The 16,138-nt window shown below is 70.6% G+C and carries 16 protein-coding genes; 11 read left to right on the top strand and 5 right to left on the bottom strand.

Features of this window, described 5'->3' with window-relative positions; translation table 11 throughout:
* Positions 1-51 precede the first annotated feature (51 nt).
* From ACIA5G_RS42270 to ACIA5G_RS42280, 3 genes are read left to right on the top strand one after another with little or no spacing between them, the layout of a single operon-like run.
* The gene (locus ACIA5G_RS42270) at positions 52-1,434 is read left to right on the top strand and encodes an FAD-binding oxidoreductase (RefSeq protein ID WP_395933964.1); all 1,383 of its coding nucleotides are present in this window, start codon (positions 52-54) and stop codon (positions 1,432-1,434) included.
* Complete coding sequence (locus ACIA5G_RS42275; RefSeq protein WP_395933966.1) at positions 1,431-2,816, top strand: carboxylesterase/lipase family protein; 1,386 nt, start codon at positions 1,431-1,433, stop codon at positions 2,814-2,816. The genes ACIA5G_RS42270 and ACIA5G_RS42275 overlap by 4 nt, the downstream gene beginning before the upstream one ends.
* Positions 2,816-4,444, top strand: a complete 1,629-nt coding sequence (locus tag ACIA5G_RS42280) for a helix-turn-helix domain-containing protein (RefSeq protein WP_395933968.1) — start codon at positions 2,816-2,818, stop codon at positions 4,442-4,444. Before ACIA5G_RS42275 ends, ACIA5G_RS42280 begins: the two co-directional genes overlap by 1 nt.
* A 5-nt stretch (positions 4,445-4,449) precedes the next feature.
* On the opposite strand, the gene ACIA5G_RS42285 is transcribed toward ACIA5G_RS42280, so the two are convergent.
* From ACIA5G_RS42285 to ACIA5G_RS42305, 5 genes are all read right to left on the bottom strand, one after another.
* Positions 4,450-4,575 (bottom strand): hypothetical protein, encoded by a 126-nt coding sequence (locus ACIA5G_RS42285; protein WP_395933970.1) that lies wholly within the window; start codon positions 4,573-4,575, stop codon positions 4,450-4,452.
* Positions 4,576-4,729: 154 nt separating this feature from the next.
* Positions 4,730-5,581 (bottom strand): ABC transporter permease, encoded by an 852-nt coding sequence (locus ACIA5G_RS42290; RefSeq protein ID WP_395933971.1) that lies wholly within the window; start codon positions 5,579-5,581, stop codon positions 4,730-4,732.
* On the bottom strand, positions 5,578-6,552 hold the full coding sequence (locus tag ACIA5G_RS42295; protein ID WP_395933973.1) for an ATP-binding cassette domain-containing protein: 975 nt from the start codon (positions 6,550-6,552) through the stop codon (positions 5,578-5,580). The genes ACIA5G_RS42290 and ACIA5G_RS42295 overlap by 4 nt, the downstream gene beginning before the upstream one ends.
* A complete protein-coding gene (locus ACIA5G_RS42300) occupies positions 6,549-7,745 on the bottom strand; it encodes a glycosyltransferase (protein WP_395933975.1) in 1,197 nt (398 codons plus the stop codon). Before ACIA5G_RS42300 ends, ACIA5G_RS42295 begins: the two co-directional genes overlap by 4 nt.
* Positions 7,746-7,821: 76 nt before the next feature.
* The gene (locus tag ACIA5G_RS42305) at positions 7,822-8,571 is read right to left on the bottom strand and encodes a thioesterase II family protein (RefSeq protein WP_395933977.1); all 750 of its coding nucleotides are present in this window, start codon (positions 8,569-8,571) and stop codon (positions 7,822-7,824) included.
* 217 nt (positions 8,572-8,788) lie between these two features.
* Here ACIA5G_RS42305 and ACIA5G_RS42310 point away from each other — a divergent pair, with 217 nt between their 5' ends.
* The 8 genes from ACIA5G_RS42310 (at position 8,789) to ACIA5G_RS42345 (ending at position 15,655) form a co-directional block, all read left to right on the top strand.
* Positions 8,789-9,001: a DUF5988 family protein gene (locus tag ACIA5G_RS42310; protein ID WP_395933979.1), complete on the top strand. Its 213-nt coding sequence runs from the start codon at positions 8,789-8,791 to the stop codon at positions 8,999-9,001.
* A 147-nt stretch (positions 9,002-9,148) separates the two neighbouring features.
* Positions 9,149-10,840, top strand: a complete 1,692-nt coding sequence (locus ACIA5G_RS42315) for a flavin monoamine oxidase family protein (protein ID WP_395933981.1) — start codon at positions 9,149-9,151, stop codon at positions 10,838-10,840.
* A 324-nt stretch (positions 10,841-11,164) separates the two neighbouring features.
* Positions 11,165-11,428 carry a hypothetical protein gene (locus ACIA5G_RS42320; protein ID WP_395933983.1) on the top strand — a complete coding sequence of 88 codons (264 nt, stop codon included), beginning with the start codon at positions 11,165-11,167 and terminating at the stop codon, positions 11,426-11,428.
* Positions 11,429-11,462: 34 nt separating this feature from the next.
* Entirely contained in the window at positions 11,463-11,609 is a 147-nt protein-coding gene (locus ACIA5G_RS42325; RefSeq protein ID WP_395933985.1) for a GGIII-like transmembrane region-containing protein, read from the top strand.
* A gap of 5 nt (positions 11,610-11,614) precedes the next feature.
* Entirely contained in the window at positions 11,615-12,778 is a 1,164-nt protein-coding gene (locus ACIA5G_RS42330; protein ID WP_395933986.1) for a sensor histidine kinase, read from the top strand.
* Positions 12,775-13,446 carry a response regulator gene (locus ACIA5G_RS42335; protein WP_395933988.1) on the top strand — a complete coding sequence of 224 codons (672 nt, stop codon included), beginning with the start codon at positions 12,775-12,777 and terminating at the stop codon, positions 13,444-13,446. The genes ACIA5G_RS42330 and ACIA5G_RS42335 overlap by 4 nt, the downstream gene beginning before the upstream one ends.
* A gap of 196 nt (positions 13,447-13,642) precedes the next feature.
* Positions 13,643-14,365 carry a PIG-L deacetylase family protein gene (locus tag ACIA5G_RS42340; protein ID WP_395933990.1) on the top strand — a complete coding sequence of 241 codons (723 nt, stop codon included), beginning with the start codon at positions 13,643-13,645 and terminating at the stop codon, positions 14,363-14,365.
* A 42-nt stretch (positions 14,366-14,407) separates the two neighbouring features.
* Positions 14,408-15,655, top strand: a complete 1,248-nt coding sequence (locus ACIA5G_RS42345; protein ID WP_395933992.1) for a nucleotide sugar dehydrogenase — start codon at positions 14,408-14,410, stop codon at positions 15,653-15,655.
* Positions 15,656-16,138 lie beyond the last annotated feature (483 nt).

The following is a 16,138-nucleotide window of genomic DNA, read 5'->3' on the forward strand; positions in this document are numbered from 1 at the left end:
CCTCGCGCACCGCCCTAGCGTGGGAGGCCGGTGACGAGGAGGTTCCCGCGGATGCTGATCGACGACCTGGCTGCCGCCCTGCCGGCCGACCGGCTGGTCCGCGACCCTGACGTCGTGCGGAGCTTCGCGCACGACGAGGCCGAGTGGGCGCCCTACGCGCTGCCCGCGGTGGTCGTCCGGCCGCACTCCGCGGAAGAGGTCCAGGCCGTCGTCCGCGCCTGCATCACCCACCGGACGCCGCTGGTCACCCGCGGGGCCGGGACCGGGCTGTCCGGGGGCGCGAACGCCGTCGACGGCTGTGTGGTGCTGGCCACCGACCGGCTGACCGCGGTCAAGGAGATCAACACCCAGGAACGGCTCGCCGTGGTCGAACCCGGCGTGGTCAACGACGACCTTCGTGCCGCCTGTGCCGAGCGCGGGCTCTGGTACCCGCCCGATCCGGCCAGCTCACCGTGGTCGACGATCGGCGGGAACGTCGCCACGAACGCCGGCGGGGTCTGCTGCGTCAAGTACGGCGTCACCCGCGACTACGTCCTGGGCCTGCAGGTCGTCACCGGCACCGGGGAGCTCGTCCGGCTCGGCCGCCGCACCGCCAAGGGTGTTGCCGGGTACGACCTGACCGGGCTGATGGTCGGCTCCGAGGGCACCCTCGGCGTGGTCACCGAGGTCACCGTGCGGCTGCGGCCCGCCCGCGCCGCGGAACGCACCGTCGCCGGGTACTTCGACACCACCGTCGCCGCCGGGGAGGCCGCCGCCGCGGTCGCCGCCCGGGGTGTGCTGCCCTCGGCGCTCGAGCTCGTCGACCGGCACTGCCTGGCCGCGGTGGACAAGTGGAAGAACATGGGCCTCAGCGCCGACGCCAACGTCGTCCTCCTGGCCCGCACCGACGCCCCCGGCGCGCTCGGCGAGCACGAAGCCGCGGAGATCCTCGACTGCTTCGAGCAGGCGGGCGCGACCTGGGCCGCGCAGTCGACCGACCAGGCCGAGGCCGACGCGCTGTTCTCCGCCCGCCGCCTCGCCTACCCCGCGCTGGAACGCCTCGGCCCGGTGCTCACCGAGGACGTCTGCGTCCCGACGCAGGCCGTGCCCGAGATGCTCGGCCGCATCGACGCCGCGGCCAAGCGGCACGGCGTGCTCATCGCGAACGTCGCCCACATCGGCGACGGCAACCTGCACCCGCTGCTGGTCACGCCGGCCGGCGACGAGACGGCCAAGAAGAACGCTCAAGCCGCGTTCGAAGACATCATCGCCGGCGCCCTCGACCTCGGCGGCACCGTCACCGGCGAGCACGGCGTCGGCCTGCTCAAGCAACCCGGCCTCGCGCGCGAGCTCGGGCCCGGTGTGCTCGACCTGCACCGCGCGGTCAAGCACGCGCTCGACCCGCACCACATCCTCAACCCCGGCAAGGTCTTCCCCGAAGGGACACCCGCATGATCGTCCGCACCACCTCCGGCGACGTCCAGGGCGCACCGATCACCACCGGCGCCCGGTTCCGCGGCATCCCCTACGCCGCCGCGCCCGAAGGCGAGCTGCGGTTCGCACCGCCCGTCCCGGCGCCGGCGTGGGACGGCGTCCGCGACGCCCGCGAAGCCGGGCCGATGGCCTCGCAGCGGCACCGCGAGATCCCGGGTCTCGACCTCACGCCGCTGGTCGGCCGCCCCGGGCCTGCCGGCTCCGACTACCTGACGGTCGACGTCTGGACGCCGGACCCCGAGGCGAAGGGCCTCCCGGTGCTGGTGTTCGTGCACGGTGGCGCGTTCATCGGCGGCACCGGCTCCGCCCCGGTCTACGACGGCACCGGCTTCACCCGCGCCGGCGCGGTGCTGGTGACACTGCAGTACCGGCTCGGCATCGAAGGCTTCCTGCCGCTCGACGGCGGCGCGACCAACCTCGGCCTGCGTGACCAGCTCGCCGCGTTGCGCTGGGTCCAGGACAACATCACGGCGTTCGGCGGCGACCCCGCCAACGTCACGCTGTTCGGCGAGTCCGCCGGCGCGGTCAGCGTCGCCTGCCTGCTCGGCTCACCGCTGTCCGCCGGGCTCTTCCGGCGCGCGGTCGTCCAAAGTGGACACGCGAACATGGTGCGCGGGCGCGCGGAGCTCGACCGGCTGGCCGAGGTCGTCGCCGGTGGCCTGGGTGTCGAACCCACCGCCGCGGCCTTCCGCAAGCTGACCACCGAGCAGCTGCTCGACGCGCAGGACGCCGTCCTCAAGCCCGGCGGCGCCCCGGACCTGCGGGACGAGGACGGCCGGGACCGCAGCCACGGCCTCAGCCCGTTCCTCCCGCTGGTCGGTGACGACGTTCTCCCGGAGCACCCGGGTACGGCGATCCGCAACGGCGCGAGCGCCGACGTCGACCTCGTCGCCGGCACCTGCCGGGAAGAAATGCTCCTGTACTTCGGCCCGACCGGGCTGGTGGACACGCTGACCGACGAACAGGCGGTCGCCATGCTGTCGGCGTCCCACCCGGACGCGGCGGCCGTGCTCGCCGGTTACGGCCTGGGCCAGGGCCGGCCGGCGGGCGAGGTGTTCGTCGAAGCGATGACGGACCTCGTCTTCCGCGACGGGGTCGAGGAACTCGTCGAGAACCACCAGGGCCGGTCGTACCGGTACGAGTTCGAGTGGCGCGCACCGGTGCTCGGCGCCTGCCACGGCATGGAGCTGCCGTTCGTGTTCGACTCGCTGGACGCGGCGCGCAGCATGGTCGGCGACCACCCGCCGGCCGAGCTGGCCCGCGAGCTCAACACCGCGTGGTACTCCTTCGCCGCCACGGGTGACCCCGGCTGGGCCGAAGGCACCACGGCCCGCCTGGGCTGATGGACACCCACGGGCTGCGCGAGCTCTACGACCTCGTGCTGCGGCTGTCGGCGGTCCACGACTTCGACGCGCTGGTGCAGGAAGTCGTCGACCACGCACGGCGGCTCCTCGGTGTCGACGTCGCCTACCTGGCGCTGGCGGAACCGGACGGCTCGCTCGTCATCCGGGTCACCGACGGCTCGCTGGGCCCGCGGCTGCGCGGGGTGGTGCTGCCGCCGCACAGCGGGCTGGCCGGGCGCGTGGCCGACACCGGGGAACCCGTGCAGAGCACCGATTACCTCGGCGACAGCGGCCTGACGCACCTCGGTGAGGTCGACCGCGTCGCCGAGGACGAGGGCCTGCGCACGATCCTCGGCGTGCCGTTGCGGTTGCGGGGCAAGGTGGCCGGGGTGCTGATGGTGTCGCAGCGCGCCGTCCGCCGGTTCACCGCGGCGGAGTCGTCGCTGCTGACCTCGCTCGGTTCGTTCGCCGCGATCGCCATCGAGAACGCGAAGCTGGTGACCGCGCTGGCGGCGGCGAACAACCGGCTGGAACGCGCCGTGCGGCTGCACGACCAGCTGTCCGAGGTGGCGCTGCACGGCGGCGCTCCCGAAGACGTCGTCGTCCCGTTGTCGGAGCTGGTCCCCGGTCTGGTCGTGGTGGCCGACGAGCACAACGAAGTCCGCGCCGCCGCCCGGGACGGGGTACCGGTGGAGGCGGCGCTCGTCGGCACGCCGTCGGTGTGGTTCGCGGACCCGGCCGCGCGGCGCACCGACGTCACCGAGCGGACGGTGACCGTGCCGGTCGCCTCGGCGAACGCGTATTTCGGGGCACTGCAAGTGGTTGTGACCGAACCGCTCGACGACGCGGACGTCCGCCTGCTCGAACGGTCGGCGCTGACCGTGGCCTTGGTGGCGTCGGTCGAGCGTGCGGTGGCGGACGCCGAGCGCCGGACGGCGGAAGAACTCGTTGAGCAATTGGTGACGCGCCGGGTGCGCGACGAGGCGGCGTTCGCCCGCCGCGCCCGTTCCCTCGGCCTGGACCTGCGCCGCCCGCACCTGGCCGTGGTGACGCCGAATGTCGAAGCCCTGCCACGGTTGCGGGACTTCGCCGCGCGCCACGGCGGTCTGGCGGCCACAGTGGACGGAAGTGCGATCGCCCTGGTGCGCGCGGACGAAGAAACCGCCCGCGCAGCCCTACGACTGGGCACAACGGGCCTCGGTGGCCCAGCGACGGGAGCCACGGCCCTGGCCGAGGCCCACGACGACGCGGCGGCGTGCGTCCGCGTCCTGGAAGCCTTGGGCCGCAGTGGTTCCACGGCGGCACCCGCGGACCTCGGCCCGTACCGCTACCTGCTCGGCCGGGCCGGGCGCGCGGACGCCAGCACGTTTGTCACCCGCACCCTCACACCACTGCTGGCCCACGACGAGGAACGCGGCACGGATCTGGTCCGCACCGCGGAGGTGTTCCTGCGGTGCGGCCGCCGCAAGGCCACGGCGGCCGAAGAGCTGACGATCCACCCGAACACGCTGTACCAGCGCCTGGACCGGATCACCGCGCTGCTGGGCGACGACTGGCAGGACGGCGACCGGGCGCTGGACGTCCAGCTGGCCCTGCGCCTCCACCGCCTGAGCCGAGAGCTGTCCTAAGTGGACTAGCGACGGTTGCCGTTCTTGTCGCGGCGGCGCTCCTTCTCCAGGTCCTTGTCCCGGTTGTGGCGCTCGCGGTCGATGCCCTTCTTGCCGCCCAGCAGCCCGGCGACCTTCGAGAACAAGCCCATTATCCGATTCCTCCCAGTTGTGGATCTTCGATTTCAGGGTACCAAAAGTTCACGCTCAGTGCCTGGTCCGATACAGTATCGATGATTACCGATCCGACCACAGCCACGGCCGAATGACTTCGTGCCAAAGGTTACGTGCCGCGTGGGGGGCGGCCTACTTTTGGCCGGTTCGGTAAAGGCGCATGGTGACCGGCGCGAAGACCCCGACCAGCCCCGCGCACCAGAGCAGCACCACGCCGGTCTGCCCGGAGGTCAGCGTGCCCTGCATCGCCGCCCGGACCGCGGTGGTCAGGTGGGTGATCGGGTTGAGGCCCACCACGGTTTCCAGCCAGCCCGGCATCGTCTTCGGGTCGACGAAGATGTTGCTGGCGAAGGTGAGCGGGAGCATCACGAACATGCTCAACGACGTCACCGCCTGCGGGGTCCGCAGCAGCAGGCCGAGCATCGTCCACAGCCAGCCGAGGCTGAACGAGAACACCAGGACCAGCGCGACCCCGGCGAGCACCCCGCCGAACCCGCCCGCCGGCCGGAAGCCGAGGACCAGGCTCAGCGTCATCACGATCACGCAGCCGAGCAGGTACCGCGCGCCGTCGCCGAGGAGCGCGCCGACCAGCGCGGACGGGCGCCAGATCGACAGCGAACGGAAGCGGTCGAACACACCGGACACGCGGTCGGTGTTCAGCGCGCTGCCGGTGGTCATCGTGATCATCACGATGGTCTGCACGAGGATGCCCGGCTGCAGGTACTGCAGGTAGTCCCCGGTCGAGCCGGCGATCGCGCCGCCGAACAGGTAGGTGAACATCAGGGTGAGCATGATCGGGAACGCCGTCACGTCGATCAGCTGCTCGGGCAGGTGCTTCAGCTTGAGCAGCGTCCGCTTGCCGAACACCAGGGACGTCGTGAGCGGGCCCGGCCGCGGCGGCCGCGGGCGCGAGGTGAGCACCCCGCGCAGGTGCGCCAGCGCGAGTTCGTCCGCCGGGCGGGGCGGGGCCTGGACTTCCGTCACGTCAGCACGCCTTTCTCCTCGCTCGCCACCGGCTTCCCGGTCAGGGTCAGGAAGACGTCGTCGAGGCTCGGGTGGGTGAGGCCGAAGCCGGCGATGCCGATGCCCGCCCGCGACAGCCCGGCCAGGGCGGCGGACGCCTGGTCGGCCGCCCGTTCGGTGACCTGGGCCGTCAGCGTGCCCGGCTCCGCACCGGCGTGCACGGCGACGCCGAGTTCGACCGCGAGCACCCCGTGGGCCCGCTCGCGGTCGGCCGGATCGGTGAGCCGCAGGCGCAGCGCGGCCGAGCCGACCGACGCCTTCAGCTCCCCGGACGTCCCTTCCGCGATGACCCGGCCGTGGTCGATGACCGCGATCCGGTCGGCGAGCTGGTCGGCTTCGTCGAGGTACTGCGTGGTGAGCAGCACCGTGGTGCCGGCGGCGACCAGCGCGCGCACGATGTTCCAGACCTGGTTGCGGCTGCGGGGGTCGAGCCCGGTGGTCGGCTCGTCGAGGAACATCAGGTCGGGCGCGACGACCAGCCCGGCGGCGATGTCGGCGCGTCGCCGCATGCCGCCCGAATACGTCTTCACCGGGCGTGACGCGGCTTCGGTGAGCTCGAAGACTTCCAGGAGCTCGTCGGCCCGTTCCCGGGCTTCCCGGCCGCGGAACCCGAAGAGCCGGCCGAGCAGCACCAGGTTTTCGCGGCCGGTCAGGTCCTGGTCCAGCGAGGCGAACTGCCCGGTGAGGCTGATCCGCCCGCGCACCTGGTCGGCTTCGGTCACCACGTCGTGGCCGAGCACCCGCGCGGTGCCGCCGTCCGGGGGCAGCAGGGTGGACAGCATCCGCACCGTGGTCGTCTTCCCGGCGCCGTTCGGGCCGAGGATCGCGTAGACGCCGCCGGTGCGGACCACCAGGTCCACGCCGTCCACCGCGCGGGCCTTCCCGAACGTCTTGGTCAGCCCCGCCGCCTCGATGGCGAACTCGGTGCTCATGACTTCCGCGCCACCAGGTTCTCGAGGTGCTCGACCACACCGTCGACCCCGGGCAGGGCGAGCATCTCGCGGTGTGCGCGGCGCATCTCGGCCCGCACGTCGCCGTCACCGAGCAGCGCCGTCACGGTCTCCGCGATCGCGGCGCCGCTCTCCTCCGGGACCTTCTTGCCCAGCCCCATCTCCTCGGCGCGGGTGGCGTGGTACTCCTGGTCGCCCATCAGCGGCAGCCCGGCCATCGGAACGCCGGCGCCGACCGCCTCGCGGGTGCTGTTGTACCCGCAGTGGGTCAGGAACACCTGCGCGCACTGCAGCAGCAGCGGCTGCGGGATCCAGTCGTAGAGGTGCACGTTGTCACCCACCGGGACCTCGACCGGGTAGCCCCCGGTCGCGACCACCGCGTGGCAGTCCACTTCGGACAGTCCGCTGACGATCGCGGCGAGCGGCGTCGCCGCCTCCGGTGAGTGCTCGTCGGCCGCCACGCCCTGTTCGCGGATCGTCTTGACCATCCCGAGGGTGGTGCCGATCGACGCGATCACGAGGGGCTTGTCCCCGGACAGGGCCGCGACCTCCGCGGGCAGGCGCAGGTTGCGCTTGACGTCCAGCGGCTGCCGGTAGGCGAACGCCTGCGGCGGCGAGTAGTTGGCGAAGGAGTAGCGGTGCGGCATGCAGTCGATGCGGCCGTTGCGGTAGATCGCGTTGCGGTCGGTGCTCTCCGGCAAGCCGACCTCGGCGCGGCGCTCGTTGAGCAGCGGCAGCAGGCCGTCCGGGTCGAGGGAGTTGCCCGCGCCGGACGGCACGGACAGCAGCGGCACGTCCAGCGCCTCGGCGATCAGGCAGCCCGACAGCTCGGAGCCGTCCCGCAGGACCAGGTCCGGCGCGAAGTCCTTGGCGAGCGGGAAAGTCTTCTCGTAGGCGGTGGTGACGTGCTTCTCACCGGCGAACGAGATCATGTCCAGCCGCTCGTCCGGCACCCCGCCGTTGTGGATGGCGGAGTACTCGCGGATGTTCAAGATGACCTCGCCGAGGTCCGGCATGGTGACCTGGACGTTCACCGGCTCACCGTCGTAGGTCGGCACCAGGTACTCCGAGGTGGCGACGAGGATCTCGTGCCCCGCCTCCGCCAGGCCCCTGGCGATCGGGAGTATCGCCCTGGCGTGCGAGGGCGAGCCGGTCACAGTGCACAGAACCCGCACGATCTACACCTTCCCTTGTGGATGATGGTTCGGACCCTAGGTCGGCGGCCACGCCCGGCGACACCCTTACGCACCCCTACGCGACGGCGGGCTCCCGCAGGGCCGGGCGCAGCAGCGAGACGACCGCCGGCAGGTGGTGGTCGAGGTAGAAGTGCCCGCCGCGGAAGGTGTGCAGCACGAACTCCCGGCGGGTGTGGTGCTCCCAGGCGGCGATCTCCGCCACGGTGACCCGCGGGTCCTCGGTGCCGGTCAGCGCGGTGATCGGGACGTCCACCGCGGCGCCGGCGGTGGGCTCGTACGTCTCGACCGCGCGGTAGTCGGCCCGGATCGCCGGCAGCACCATGCGCACCAGTTCGTCGTCACCGAACAGGGCGGCGTCCGTGCCGGCCAGCGCCCGGACCTCGCGGATGAGCTGGTCGTCACCGAGCAGGTGTGACGTGCCGCCGCGATGCGCCGACGGCGCCGCGCGGCCGGAGACGACGACGGCCGCAACCGCGGACCGCAGCCGCAGCGCCACTTCGAACGCCACCGTGGCGCCCATGCTGTGCCCCAGCAGTGTCATCGGCCGGTCGTCGGCGCCGGCCAGCACCGCGGCGATCTTCTCGGCCAGCTCCCCGATGCCGGCCGCGAACGGCTCGGCGCGCCGGTCCTGACGGCCGGGGTACTGCACGGCGACCACTTCCGCCGGGCCGTCGGGATCCGCGGCGAACACCTTCGCCATCCGGTAGAAGTAACTGGCCGAACCGCCGGCGTGCGGGAAGCACACCAGCCGGTGGCCGGCCCCGGGCCGCCGGTGGAAACTCCGGATCCAGCTGCTTTCGTGCACGGCACTCCCCTTCTCCCAGTGGTTTCCCCGGCAGATTCGCAGGACGCGCGGACCGGGGACAACCCCTACCGAATACCGCGTCACCCCTGATCGGCGCCATTCACGAATAGGAGCCGATCACCTTGACACTGCGTTCCGCGAACCTGCATCCTCGAGAGACGCAGAACACATTATCTGCATTCTTGCCCCTCGAAACCGAACCCACGGAGGACGAACCATGTCGAAGATCACGGTCACGCTTTCCGGCGGTCCCGCCGAGCTGATCGAGCGCCACCGCGAGTGGACGGTCGGCAGCATCGGCGACGTCGCCAAGGTCAGCTACGGCGCCGGCTACGAGCACTTCACCCACGAGGGGGAGTTCACCACGACCACCGGCGGCGCCCAGGTGCCGGTGTTCACCTGGTGCGGCCGCACCCGGGTCGCCGAGTGATCGGTTAGGGGTGGCCAGGGGTATCCGGCCGCACGCGGCGGCGAATACCTTCGGCACGGGCACGATGTATCCGTCCATGTTCATCGCCATTCTTTCTCGTGCTCGGCCACCGAATTCGATCCGGCCCGCAGAAAGGCACGATCGCTCATGACTACCTTCCCCCTCGAGCGTCCGCGGGAGAACGGGACGCTTTCCGGACCCTTGACGATGTTCGGGCCGGACTTCCCGTTCGCCTACGACGACTGGCTCGCCCACCCCGGCGGCCTGGGCACCCTGCCCGACGGGGTCCACGGCACCGAGGTGGCCGTCATCGGCGGCGGCATCGCGGGCCTCGTCGCCGCGCACGAGCTCCTCCGCCTGGGCCTGCGCCCGGTCGTCTACGAAGCGGAACAGCAGCTCGGCGGCCGGATGCGCTCGGCGGCCTTCGACGGCCACCCGGATTCGGTCGCCGAGCTCGGCGCCATGCGGTTCCCCGTGTCGGCGACCTCGCTCTACCACTACATCACCGAAGCGGGCCTGGACACGAAGGCGTTCCCGAACCCGCTCGACCCGGCCACGCCGAGCACGGTGATCGACCTGGAGGGCCGCACGACCTGGGCGCGCACCGCCGCCGACCTGCCGTCGGTCTACCAGCAGGTGTCCGACGCCTGGGACAAGGCACTGCAGGAGAACGCCGAGCGCCCGGCGATCGAGGACGCCATCCGCCGCCGGGACGTCGGCAGCATCAAGGCCATCTGGAACAGCCTCGTCTCCCGGCTCGACGACCAGTCCTTCTACGAGTTCATCGCGAACTCGACGTCCTTCTCCTCCTTCCGCCACCGCGAGATCTTCGGCCAGGTCGGCTTCGGCACCGGCGGCTGGGACACCGACTTCCCCAACTCGATCCTGGAGATCCTGCGGGTGGTGTTCAGCGGGGCCGACGACGAGCAGCGCAGCATCGTCGGCGGCTGCCAGCAGCTGCCCGAGCGGCTCTGGACGCACCGCCACCGCGGCCTCGCCCACTGGCCGGACGGGACGTCGCTCGCCGAGCTGCACGGCGGGCAGCCCCGACCGGGCGTCGCGCGCATCGAGCGTGCCGGCGAGGCGATCACGGTGCGGGACACCTGCGGTGACGCGCGGACGTACCCGGCGGTGGTCTTCACCCCGCACGTCCGGCTGCTCACCACCCGGATCCGCACCGACGAAAGCCTGCTGTCGCGTCCACTGTGGACCGCGGTGGAGCGCACCCACTACATGGGCTCGTCCAAGGTCTTCGTGCTCACCGACCGGCCGTTCTGGCGTGACCTCGACCCCGGCACCGGCCGAGACACGCTGAGCATGACGCTGACCGACCGCGGGCCGCGCAGCGTCTACCTGATGGACGACGGCCCGGACCGGCCCGGCGTGATGTGCCTGTCCTACACCTGGAACGACGACTCGGCGAAGCAGGCCACGCTCGACGACGGCGAGCGGATCGACAGCATCCTGGCCGCGCTGGAACGCATCTACCCCGGCGTCGACATCCGCGCCCGCCTGGTCGGCCCGCCGATCACCGTGACGTGGGAGAACGAGCCGAACTTCAACGGCGCGTTCAAGGCGAACCTGCCGGGCCACTACCGCTACCAACGGCGGTTGTACACCCATTTCATGCAGCAGGAGCTGCCACCCGAACAGCGGGGTTTCTTTCTCGCCGGAGATGACATATCTTGGACAGGCGGTTTTGCGGAAGGCGCCGTGACAACGGCGCTGAATGCGGTCTGGGGCGTACTGAACCACCTCGGCGGCACCACGGTTCCGGGCAATCCGGGACCGGGTGACCTCTTTTCCGAACTCGCCCCGGTGGACCTGCCGATGGAGTGAATGGCCATCACAAGCGCCACCCCGGAGCAGGCGCTCACTCCCCCGGCGCCGAACTCGGGGGCATGACAGCAGCCGGGCACGCGAACCGCGTGCCCGGCTGCTGTCTATCCAGGTCAGGGGCGGTTTCAGCGCTCGGTTCCCCCGGTCGACGGGGGCCGGCTCCCCCCTTCGCGGCCGCCGGACCTCCACCCGGATCTCCACCGTGCGGAGGTCCTGCTCCACCCGGGTGGAGCAGTAGTGTCCAACGTGTCGGAAGCAGTCGGAACCGGCGGAGGAAAGCATCCGGAAACGGGTGCCGGGACAGTCATACGGAGGAAATCTGCCATGGGTGAAGTAATCGGTTTCATGCTTCTCCGCTTCGCCATGATCGGCGGCGGAATCATCTTGCTCCTGCTGCTCATCGGCGTTGTCGTGTTCGCCCTCAAGAAGACGGGCCGGTTCGACCAGGCGAAGCAGATGGTGGAGCCGGTCGTGCGCAACAAGCTGAACAAGAGCCAGGGTTACAAAGGCGCACTCGGCACCAAGGCGCTCGACTACCTGAGCGAGCGCGAGAAGCAGGGCAACGTCAAGCACAAGGAAAACGACTGACCCAGCCGGAAACGGCTGACGGGGAGGCACCACCATGAACACCACCACCGTCCTCGCGGACACCAGCATGAGCGACGTCATGGACCTCATGTTCGAGCGGTACCTGATCATCGGCGGCGTCGCGCTGCTCGCGATCCTGCTCCTGGGCGTCATCGTCCTGATGTTCAAGAAGAAGAGCTAAGGACCATGCAGGGCTCCGGCGACGAGGACACCGAACTGGGGCTGGCCGAACGGGTCGCACCGGGGTGGCTCGTCGTCCAGGTCATCAGCACGCTGCTGCTGCTCGGCGCGTTGCTGACGGCGCGGGCGTCCCCGCTGGTGTGGACGGTCTGCGGCGTCAGCTTCCTCTGCTGGCTGCTGTTCGCGCTGTCCGACCGGACGTGGCCGCGGCTCTCGACCGCCTCGCTCGCCCTGTGCTCGGTCCTGCCCACGCTCGTGGTCGGGTGGAGCACCGACGGCACCGCGATGCTGATGGCCGGCGTCCCGCTCGGCGTGTTCGCGGCGCTGGCCGGGGTCAGCGCGAACCTCATCATCGCCTTCGCCGGGCTCGAAGTCGGCGTGGTCGTGGCCAGTTGCGCGCTCGCCCACCAGTCGTGGGTGACGATGCTCGGCTACGCGATCGTGATGCTGATTTCCACGCTGTTCGGGTTGAACCGGCGGCAGTACCAGGTCCAGGCGCACCAGGCGGAACTGCTGCTCGAGCAGACGCGCCTGATGCACGACGAACACGCCAAAGCCGCGGCGCTGCAGGAACGCGCCCGCATCGCAAGGGAGATCCACGACGTGCTGGCACATTCACTCGGCGCCTTGAGTGTGCAGCTGGATCTCGCCGAAGGACTGCTGAGTGTCAAAGGTGACCGCGAAGCCGCGCTGGAGCGGCTGCGCCGGTCCCGGCGCCTGGCGAACGAAGGCCTGAACGAGGCCCGGCGGGCGGTTGCCGCGCTGCGGCACAACTCGCCGCCGTTGCCGGCTTCGCTGCAGGAGCTGGCTTCCGAACACGAGGCCGACCACGGTGTGCCGGTCACCTTCGAGTCCACCGGCACCGCGCGTCCGGTGCGGCCGGAGACCGCGATCTCCTTGCTGCGCGCGGGTCGTGAGGCGCTGACCAACGCCGCGAAGCACGCACCCGGCGCCCCCATCGGCATGGTGCTCGACTATTCGGCGGCGAAGGTGACCCTGCGGGTGCACAACGAGCCGGTGTCCGTTCCGCCGCAACAGGTCGCCGAGCCTTCGGGGTACGGCCTCGTCGGGATGGGCGAACGGCTGGCGCTGGTCAGCGGCTCCCTGGTCGCCCGGCCGGCCGACTCGGCCCGCGGCGGCTGGCTGGTCACCGCCGAGGTCCCCGAATGAGCGACCAGGCGATCCGCGTGATCGTCGCGGACGACCAGCAGATCATGCGCGAAGGCCTCGTCGCGTTGCTCGACCTGATGGACGGCATCGAAGTCATCGGCAACGTCGGCAACGGCGAAGAGGCGCTGCGGGTGATCGCCGAAGACCCGCCCGACGCGGTCCTGATGGACCTGCGCATGCCGGTGCTCGACGGCATCGAAACCACCCGGCGCATCGCCGCCGAGCACCCCGGCATCGCGGTGCTCGTGCTCACCACCTACGTCGACGACGAGTCGATCGCCGCCGCGCTGCACGCGGGCGCCAGAGGTTACGTGACCAAGGACGCCGGCCGCGAGCAGATCGCGGCCGCGTTGCGCGCCGCCGCCGCGGGGCAGATCACCTTCGACGCCGCCGTTTCGCAGCGGCTGGTCGCCGCGTTCAACCACACCGGGACCGCCGCGGTGAGCACACCGCCGCCCCCGCGCACCGGAATTCCCGGTTTGACGACCCGCGAGTCCGAAGTGCTCTCCCACATCGCCCGCGGGCTGAGCAACGCCGAGATCGCCACCGCCATGCTGATCGGTGAGGCGACCGTGAAAACGCACGCCAACAATGTTTTCATGAAAATCGGCGTGCGCAACCGCAGCGAGGCGGTACGGTACGTCTACCAGCACGGACTCGCCGACTAATCCGCGCACCCCTATTTTCACCGGCGCCGATCCAGGGGCCCGCTAGGGGTCGCCGAATCCCGGCAGGGGTTGTCCGGCATTCATTACGCTGACTAGCCTTTCGTTCGTTCCCGGAATTCCGGGAATGCGCACCGCCCGCATCCCGCGTGCATTCCGGGAAAAATCCGGCGGGCCGACGACGAAAGAGCCGGCGCTGATGACCAACGAGAGTTCACGACACCCGTTCGGGCTGTCCACGGGCGACCAGGTGCTCGTTGTCGCCCCGCACCCCGACGACGAAACCATCGGCCCCGGCGGCACCGTCGCGCGACTGGCCGCCGCCGGCATCGGCGTGCACGTCCTGTGCGTGACGGTGCGGGCCGCCAAGATGTGGGGCTCCCACAGCGATCCGAACACCCGGCTCGCCGAGTTCGAAACCGCGTGCAAGGCGCTGGGCGTCACCACGCAGACGATCGCCTGGGTCGACGAGACCGGCGACCTCGACATCACCGTCAAGCAGCGTGACCTGGTCAACCTCATCGAAAAGCACGAGGAGTGCTCGCTGTCGGCGGTGCGGCCGAAGGCGTTGATCATCCCCGCGGCCGGTGGTTACCACCAGGACCACCAGGCGGTGTTCCGCGCCGCTTTCGCCGCCGCCCGGATCCAGGGCCCCGGCCTCAAGCCGACCCCCGAGATGGTGCTCGGCTACCGCGGTGTCGAGGACCGCTGGTCCGCCGACTCGGAGCCGTGGTGGGTCCACGTCGACACCTCCGCGCACTGGGGCGACAAAGAAGAAGCGCTGCGCGCTTATGGCACCCAGATGCGGCCGGGCAACCAGCCCCGGTCGCTGAACCACGTCCGGACCATCGACGCCGCCACCGGCGGGTCGCACTGCTGGGAATACGGCGAATCGTTCGTGCCGTACCGGATGTCCTGGTAACCGCTCGCGAATCAAACCAACTGAGAATCCGAGGATATCGCCATGGCTGACACCGATCGGCATATCGTAATTCTGGGGATCGGGTACACCGGTCTGCCCTTGGCCGTCGCGCAGGCGCGCCTCGGCCGTCAGGTCATCGGTTTCGACATCAACGCCGAGCGCGTCGACGCCGTCAACGCGCTGCGGTCGCCGGTGGACACCGTGCTCGACAGCGAACTGGCCGAAGTGGCCGGAAACCTCAGCGCCACGCTCGATCCGTCCGTGCTCGCCGAGGCCGACGTCGTCGTCGTGTGCGCGCCGACCCCGGTCCGCGAGGACGACCAGCCCGACCTGGTGCCGCTGGAGTCCGCGGTGGCCACCGTGCGGGACCACCTGAAGCCGGGCCAGCTGGTGATCGTGGAGTCCACCACCTACCCGGGCACCACCGACGCGCTGCTGCTGCCCATCCTGGAGGAGTCGGGCCTGCTGGCCGGCGTCGACTTCGACCTCGCGTACTCGCCCGAGCGGATCGACCCGGGCAATGCGAAGTTCGACCTGAGCAACACCCCGCGCCTGGTCGGCGGGCTGACCGACGCCTCGCGCGACCGCGCGGCGGACTTCTACCGCGGCGTCACCCTCGTGCACCTGACCAAGGGCATGCGTGAGGCCGAGGCGGCCAAGATCCTGGAGAACACGTTCCGCCAGGTGAACATCGCGCTGGTGAACGAGTTCGCGCAGCTGTGCCACAGCATGGAGCTCGACGTCTGGGACACGATCCGCGCGGCGGCGACCAAGCCGTACGGGTTCAAGGTGTTCTGGCCGGGTCCGGGGGTCGGCGGGCACTGCATCCCGGCCGACCCGCTGTACCTGGTGCACCACGCCACCACACTCGGGCTGCGGTTCAAGATGGCGGAGACGGCGCACAACGTGAACAAGGGCATGCCGCTCTGGGTGGCCGACCGCGTGTGCAAGCACCTGGAGGACAACTCCGTCGCGGTCGACGGGGCCAAGGTCCTGGTGCTGGGCGTCACCTACAAGCCGGACGTCGCCGACACCCGGGAGACACCGGCCGAGCCGATCATCCAGCAGTTCCGCGACCGCGGCGCCGACGTGTCGTTCCACGACCCGTACATCGACGTGTTCGGCGGCCTGCAGTGTGTCCCGGACCTCGGCGCGGCGCTGGCCGCGGCGGACCTGGTCGTGCTGCTCCAGCCGCACCGGGAGTACACCGCCGAGGTGCTCGGCGGCGCGGCCCGGCTCTTCGACACGACCGGCGCCGCCACCGGCGTCACCACGGTGACCAGCCTGTAGTTCCGCCCTCCCCGAGAGCCGCCTTGACAGCGTCCGACGCTGTTCAAGGCGGCTTTTCGTTTTGGCGGAAGAGTTGCCCGCCTGCCTTGTAAAATTTCTGTCGGGTGGCAGGCGAGCATGTTCCCGCTCAGTGGGCCCCGGGGAATTCCCGCCCCCTTTTCCCGCCGTTCTCGTTTCGGGCCCGGCCGTGACACCATGACGTCCGGCGTCACCGGAAAGGCCGGCCGCCGGGGGTGGAGAGGCAAAATCCCCCCTCGGCCTCCCCCGGACGTTTTGCCCGGTTCAGGGGTACCGGTGCGGGGTGACACCCCTACCGGACCCCTATCGTCGAGGTTCGATCGAAGATCTGGGTCACAACGATCGAGGTCGTCCGGGGTGGAGACCCCGAGAGCCGGTCGCCACCCGAGGTGGAGCCCAGTTCTAGTCCGAACGGGTGATGGTAGTTCACTCCCGGTCAAGGATTTGTCCCCGACGGTGACTAAT

This window comes from Amycolatopsis sp. NPDC051758, from assembly GCF_044453095.1.
Lineage (GTDB): Bacteria > Actinomycetota > Actinomycetes > Mycobacteriales > Pseudonocardiaceae > Amycolatopsis.

Bases quoted from the DNA above. Each gene is read 5' to 3' on its own strand.
- ACIA5G_RS42310 (WP_395933979.1), top strand. From the start codon at position 8,789: ATGTCGAAGATCACGGTCACGCTTTCCGGCGGTCCCGCCGAGCTGATC.
- ACIA5G_RS42295 (WP_395933973.1), bottom strand. From the start codon at position 6,552: ATGAGCACCGAGTTCGCCATCGAGGCGGCGGGGCTGACCAAGACGTTC.
- ACIA5G_RS42325 (WP_395933985.1), top strand. From the start codon at position 11,463: ATGAACACCACCACCGTCCTCGCGGACACCAGCATGAGCGACGTCATG.
- ACIA5G_RS42285 (WP_395933970.1), bottom strand. From the start codon at position 4,575: ATGGGCTTGTTCTCGAAGGTCGCCGGGCTGCTGGGCGGCAAGAAGGGC.
- ACIA5G_RS42335 (WP_395933988.1), top strand. From the start codon at position 12,775: ATGAGCGACCAGGCGATCCGCGTGATCGTCGCGGACGACCAGCAGATC.
- ACIA5G_RS42345 (WP_395933992.1), top strand. From the start codon at position 14,408: ATGGCTGACACCGATCGGCATATCGTAATTCTGGGGATCGGGTACACC.
- ACIA5G_RS42315 (WP_395933981.1), top strand. From the start codon at position 9,149: ATGACTACCTTCCCCCTCGAGCGTCCGCGGGAGAACGGGACGCTTTCC.
- ACIA5G_RS42270 (WP_395933964.1), top strand. From the start codon at position 52: ATGCTGATCGACGACCTGGCTGCCGCCCTGCCGGCCGACCGGCTGGTC.
- ACIA5G_RS42340 (WP_395933990.1), top strand. From the start codon at position 13,643: ATGACCAACGAGAGTTCACGACACCCGTTCGGGCTGTCCACGGGCGAC.
- ACIA5G_RS42320 (WP_395933983.1), top strand. From the start codon at position 11,165: ATGGGTGAAGTAATCGGTTTCATGCTTCTCCGCTTCGCCATGATCGGC.
- ACIA5G_RS42275 (WP_395933966.1), top strand. From the start codon at position 1,431: ATGATCGTCCGCACCACCTCCGGCGACGTCCAGGGCGCACCGATCACC.
- ACIA5G_RS42280 (WP_395933968.1), top strand. From the start codon at position 2,816: ATGGACACCCACGGGCTGCGCGAGCTCTACGACCTCGTGCTGCGGCTG.
- ACIA5G_RS42330 (WP_395933986.1), top strand. From the start codon at position 11,615: ATGCAGGGCTCCGGCGACGAGGACACCGAACTGGGGCTGGCCGAACGG.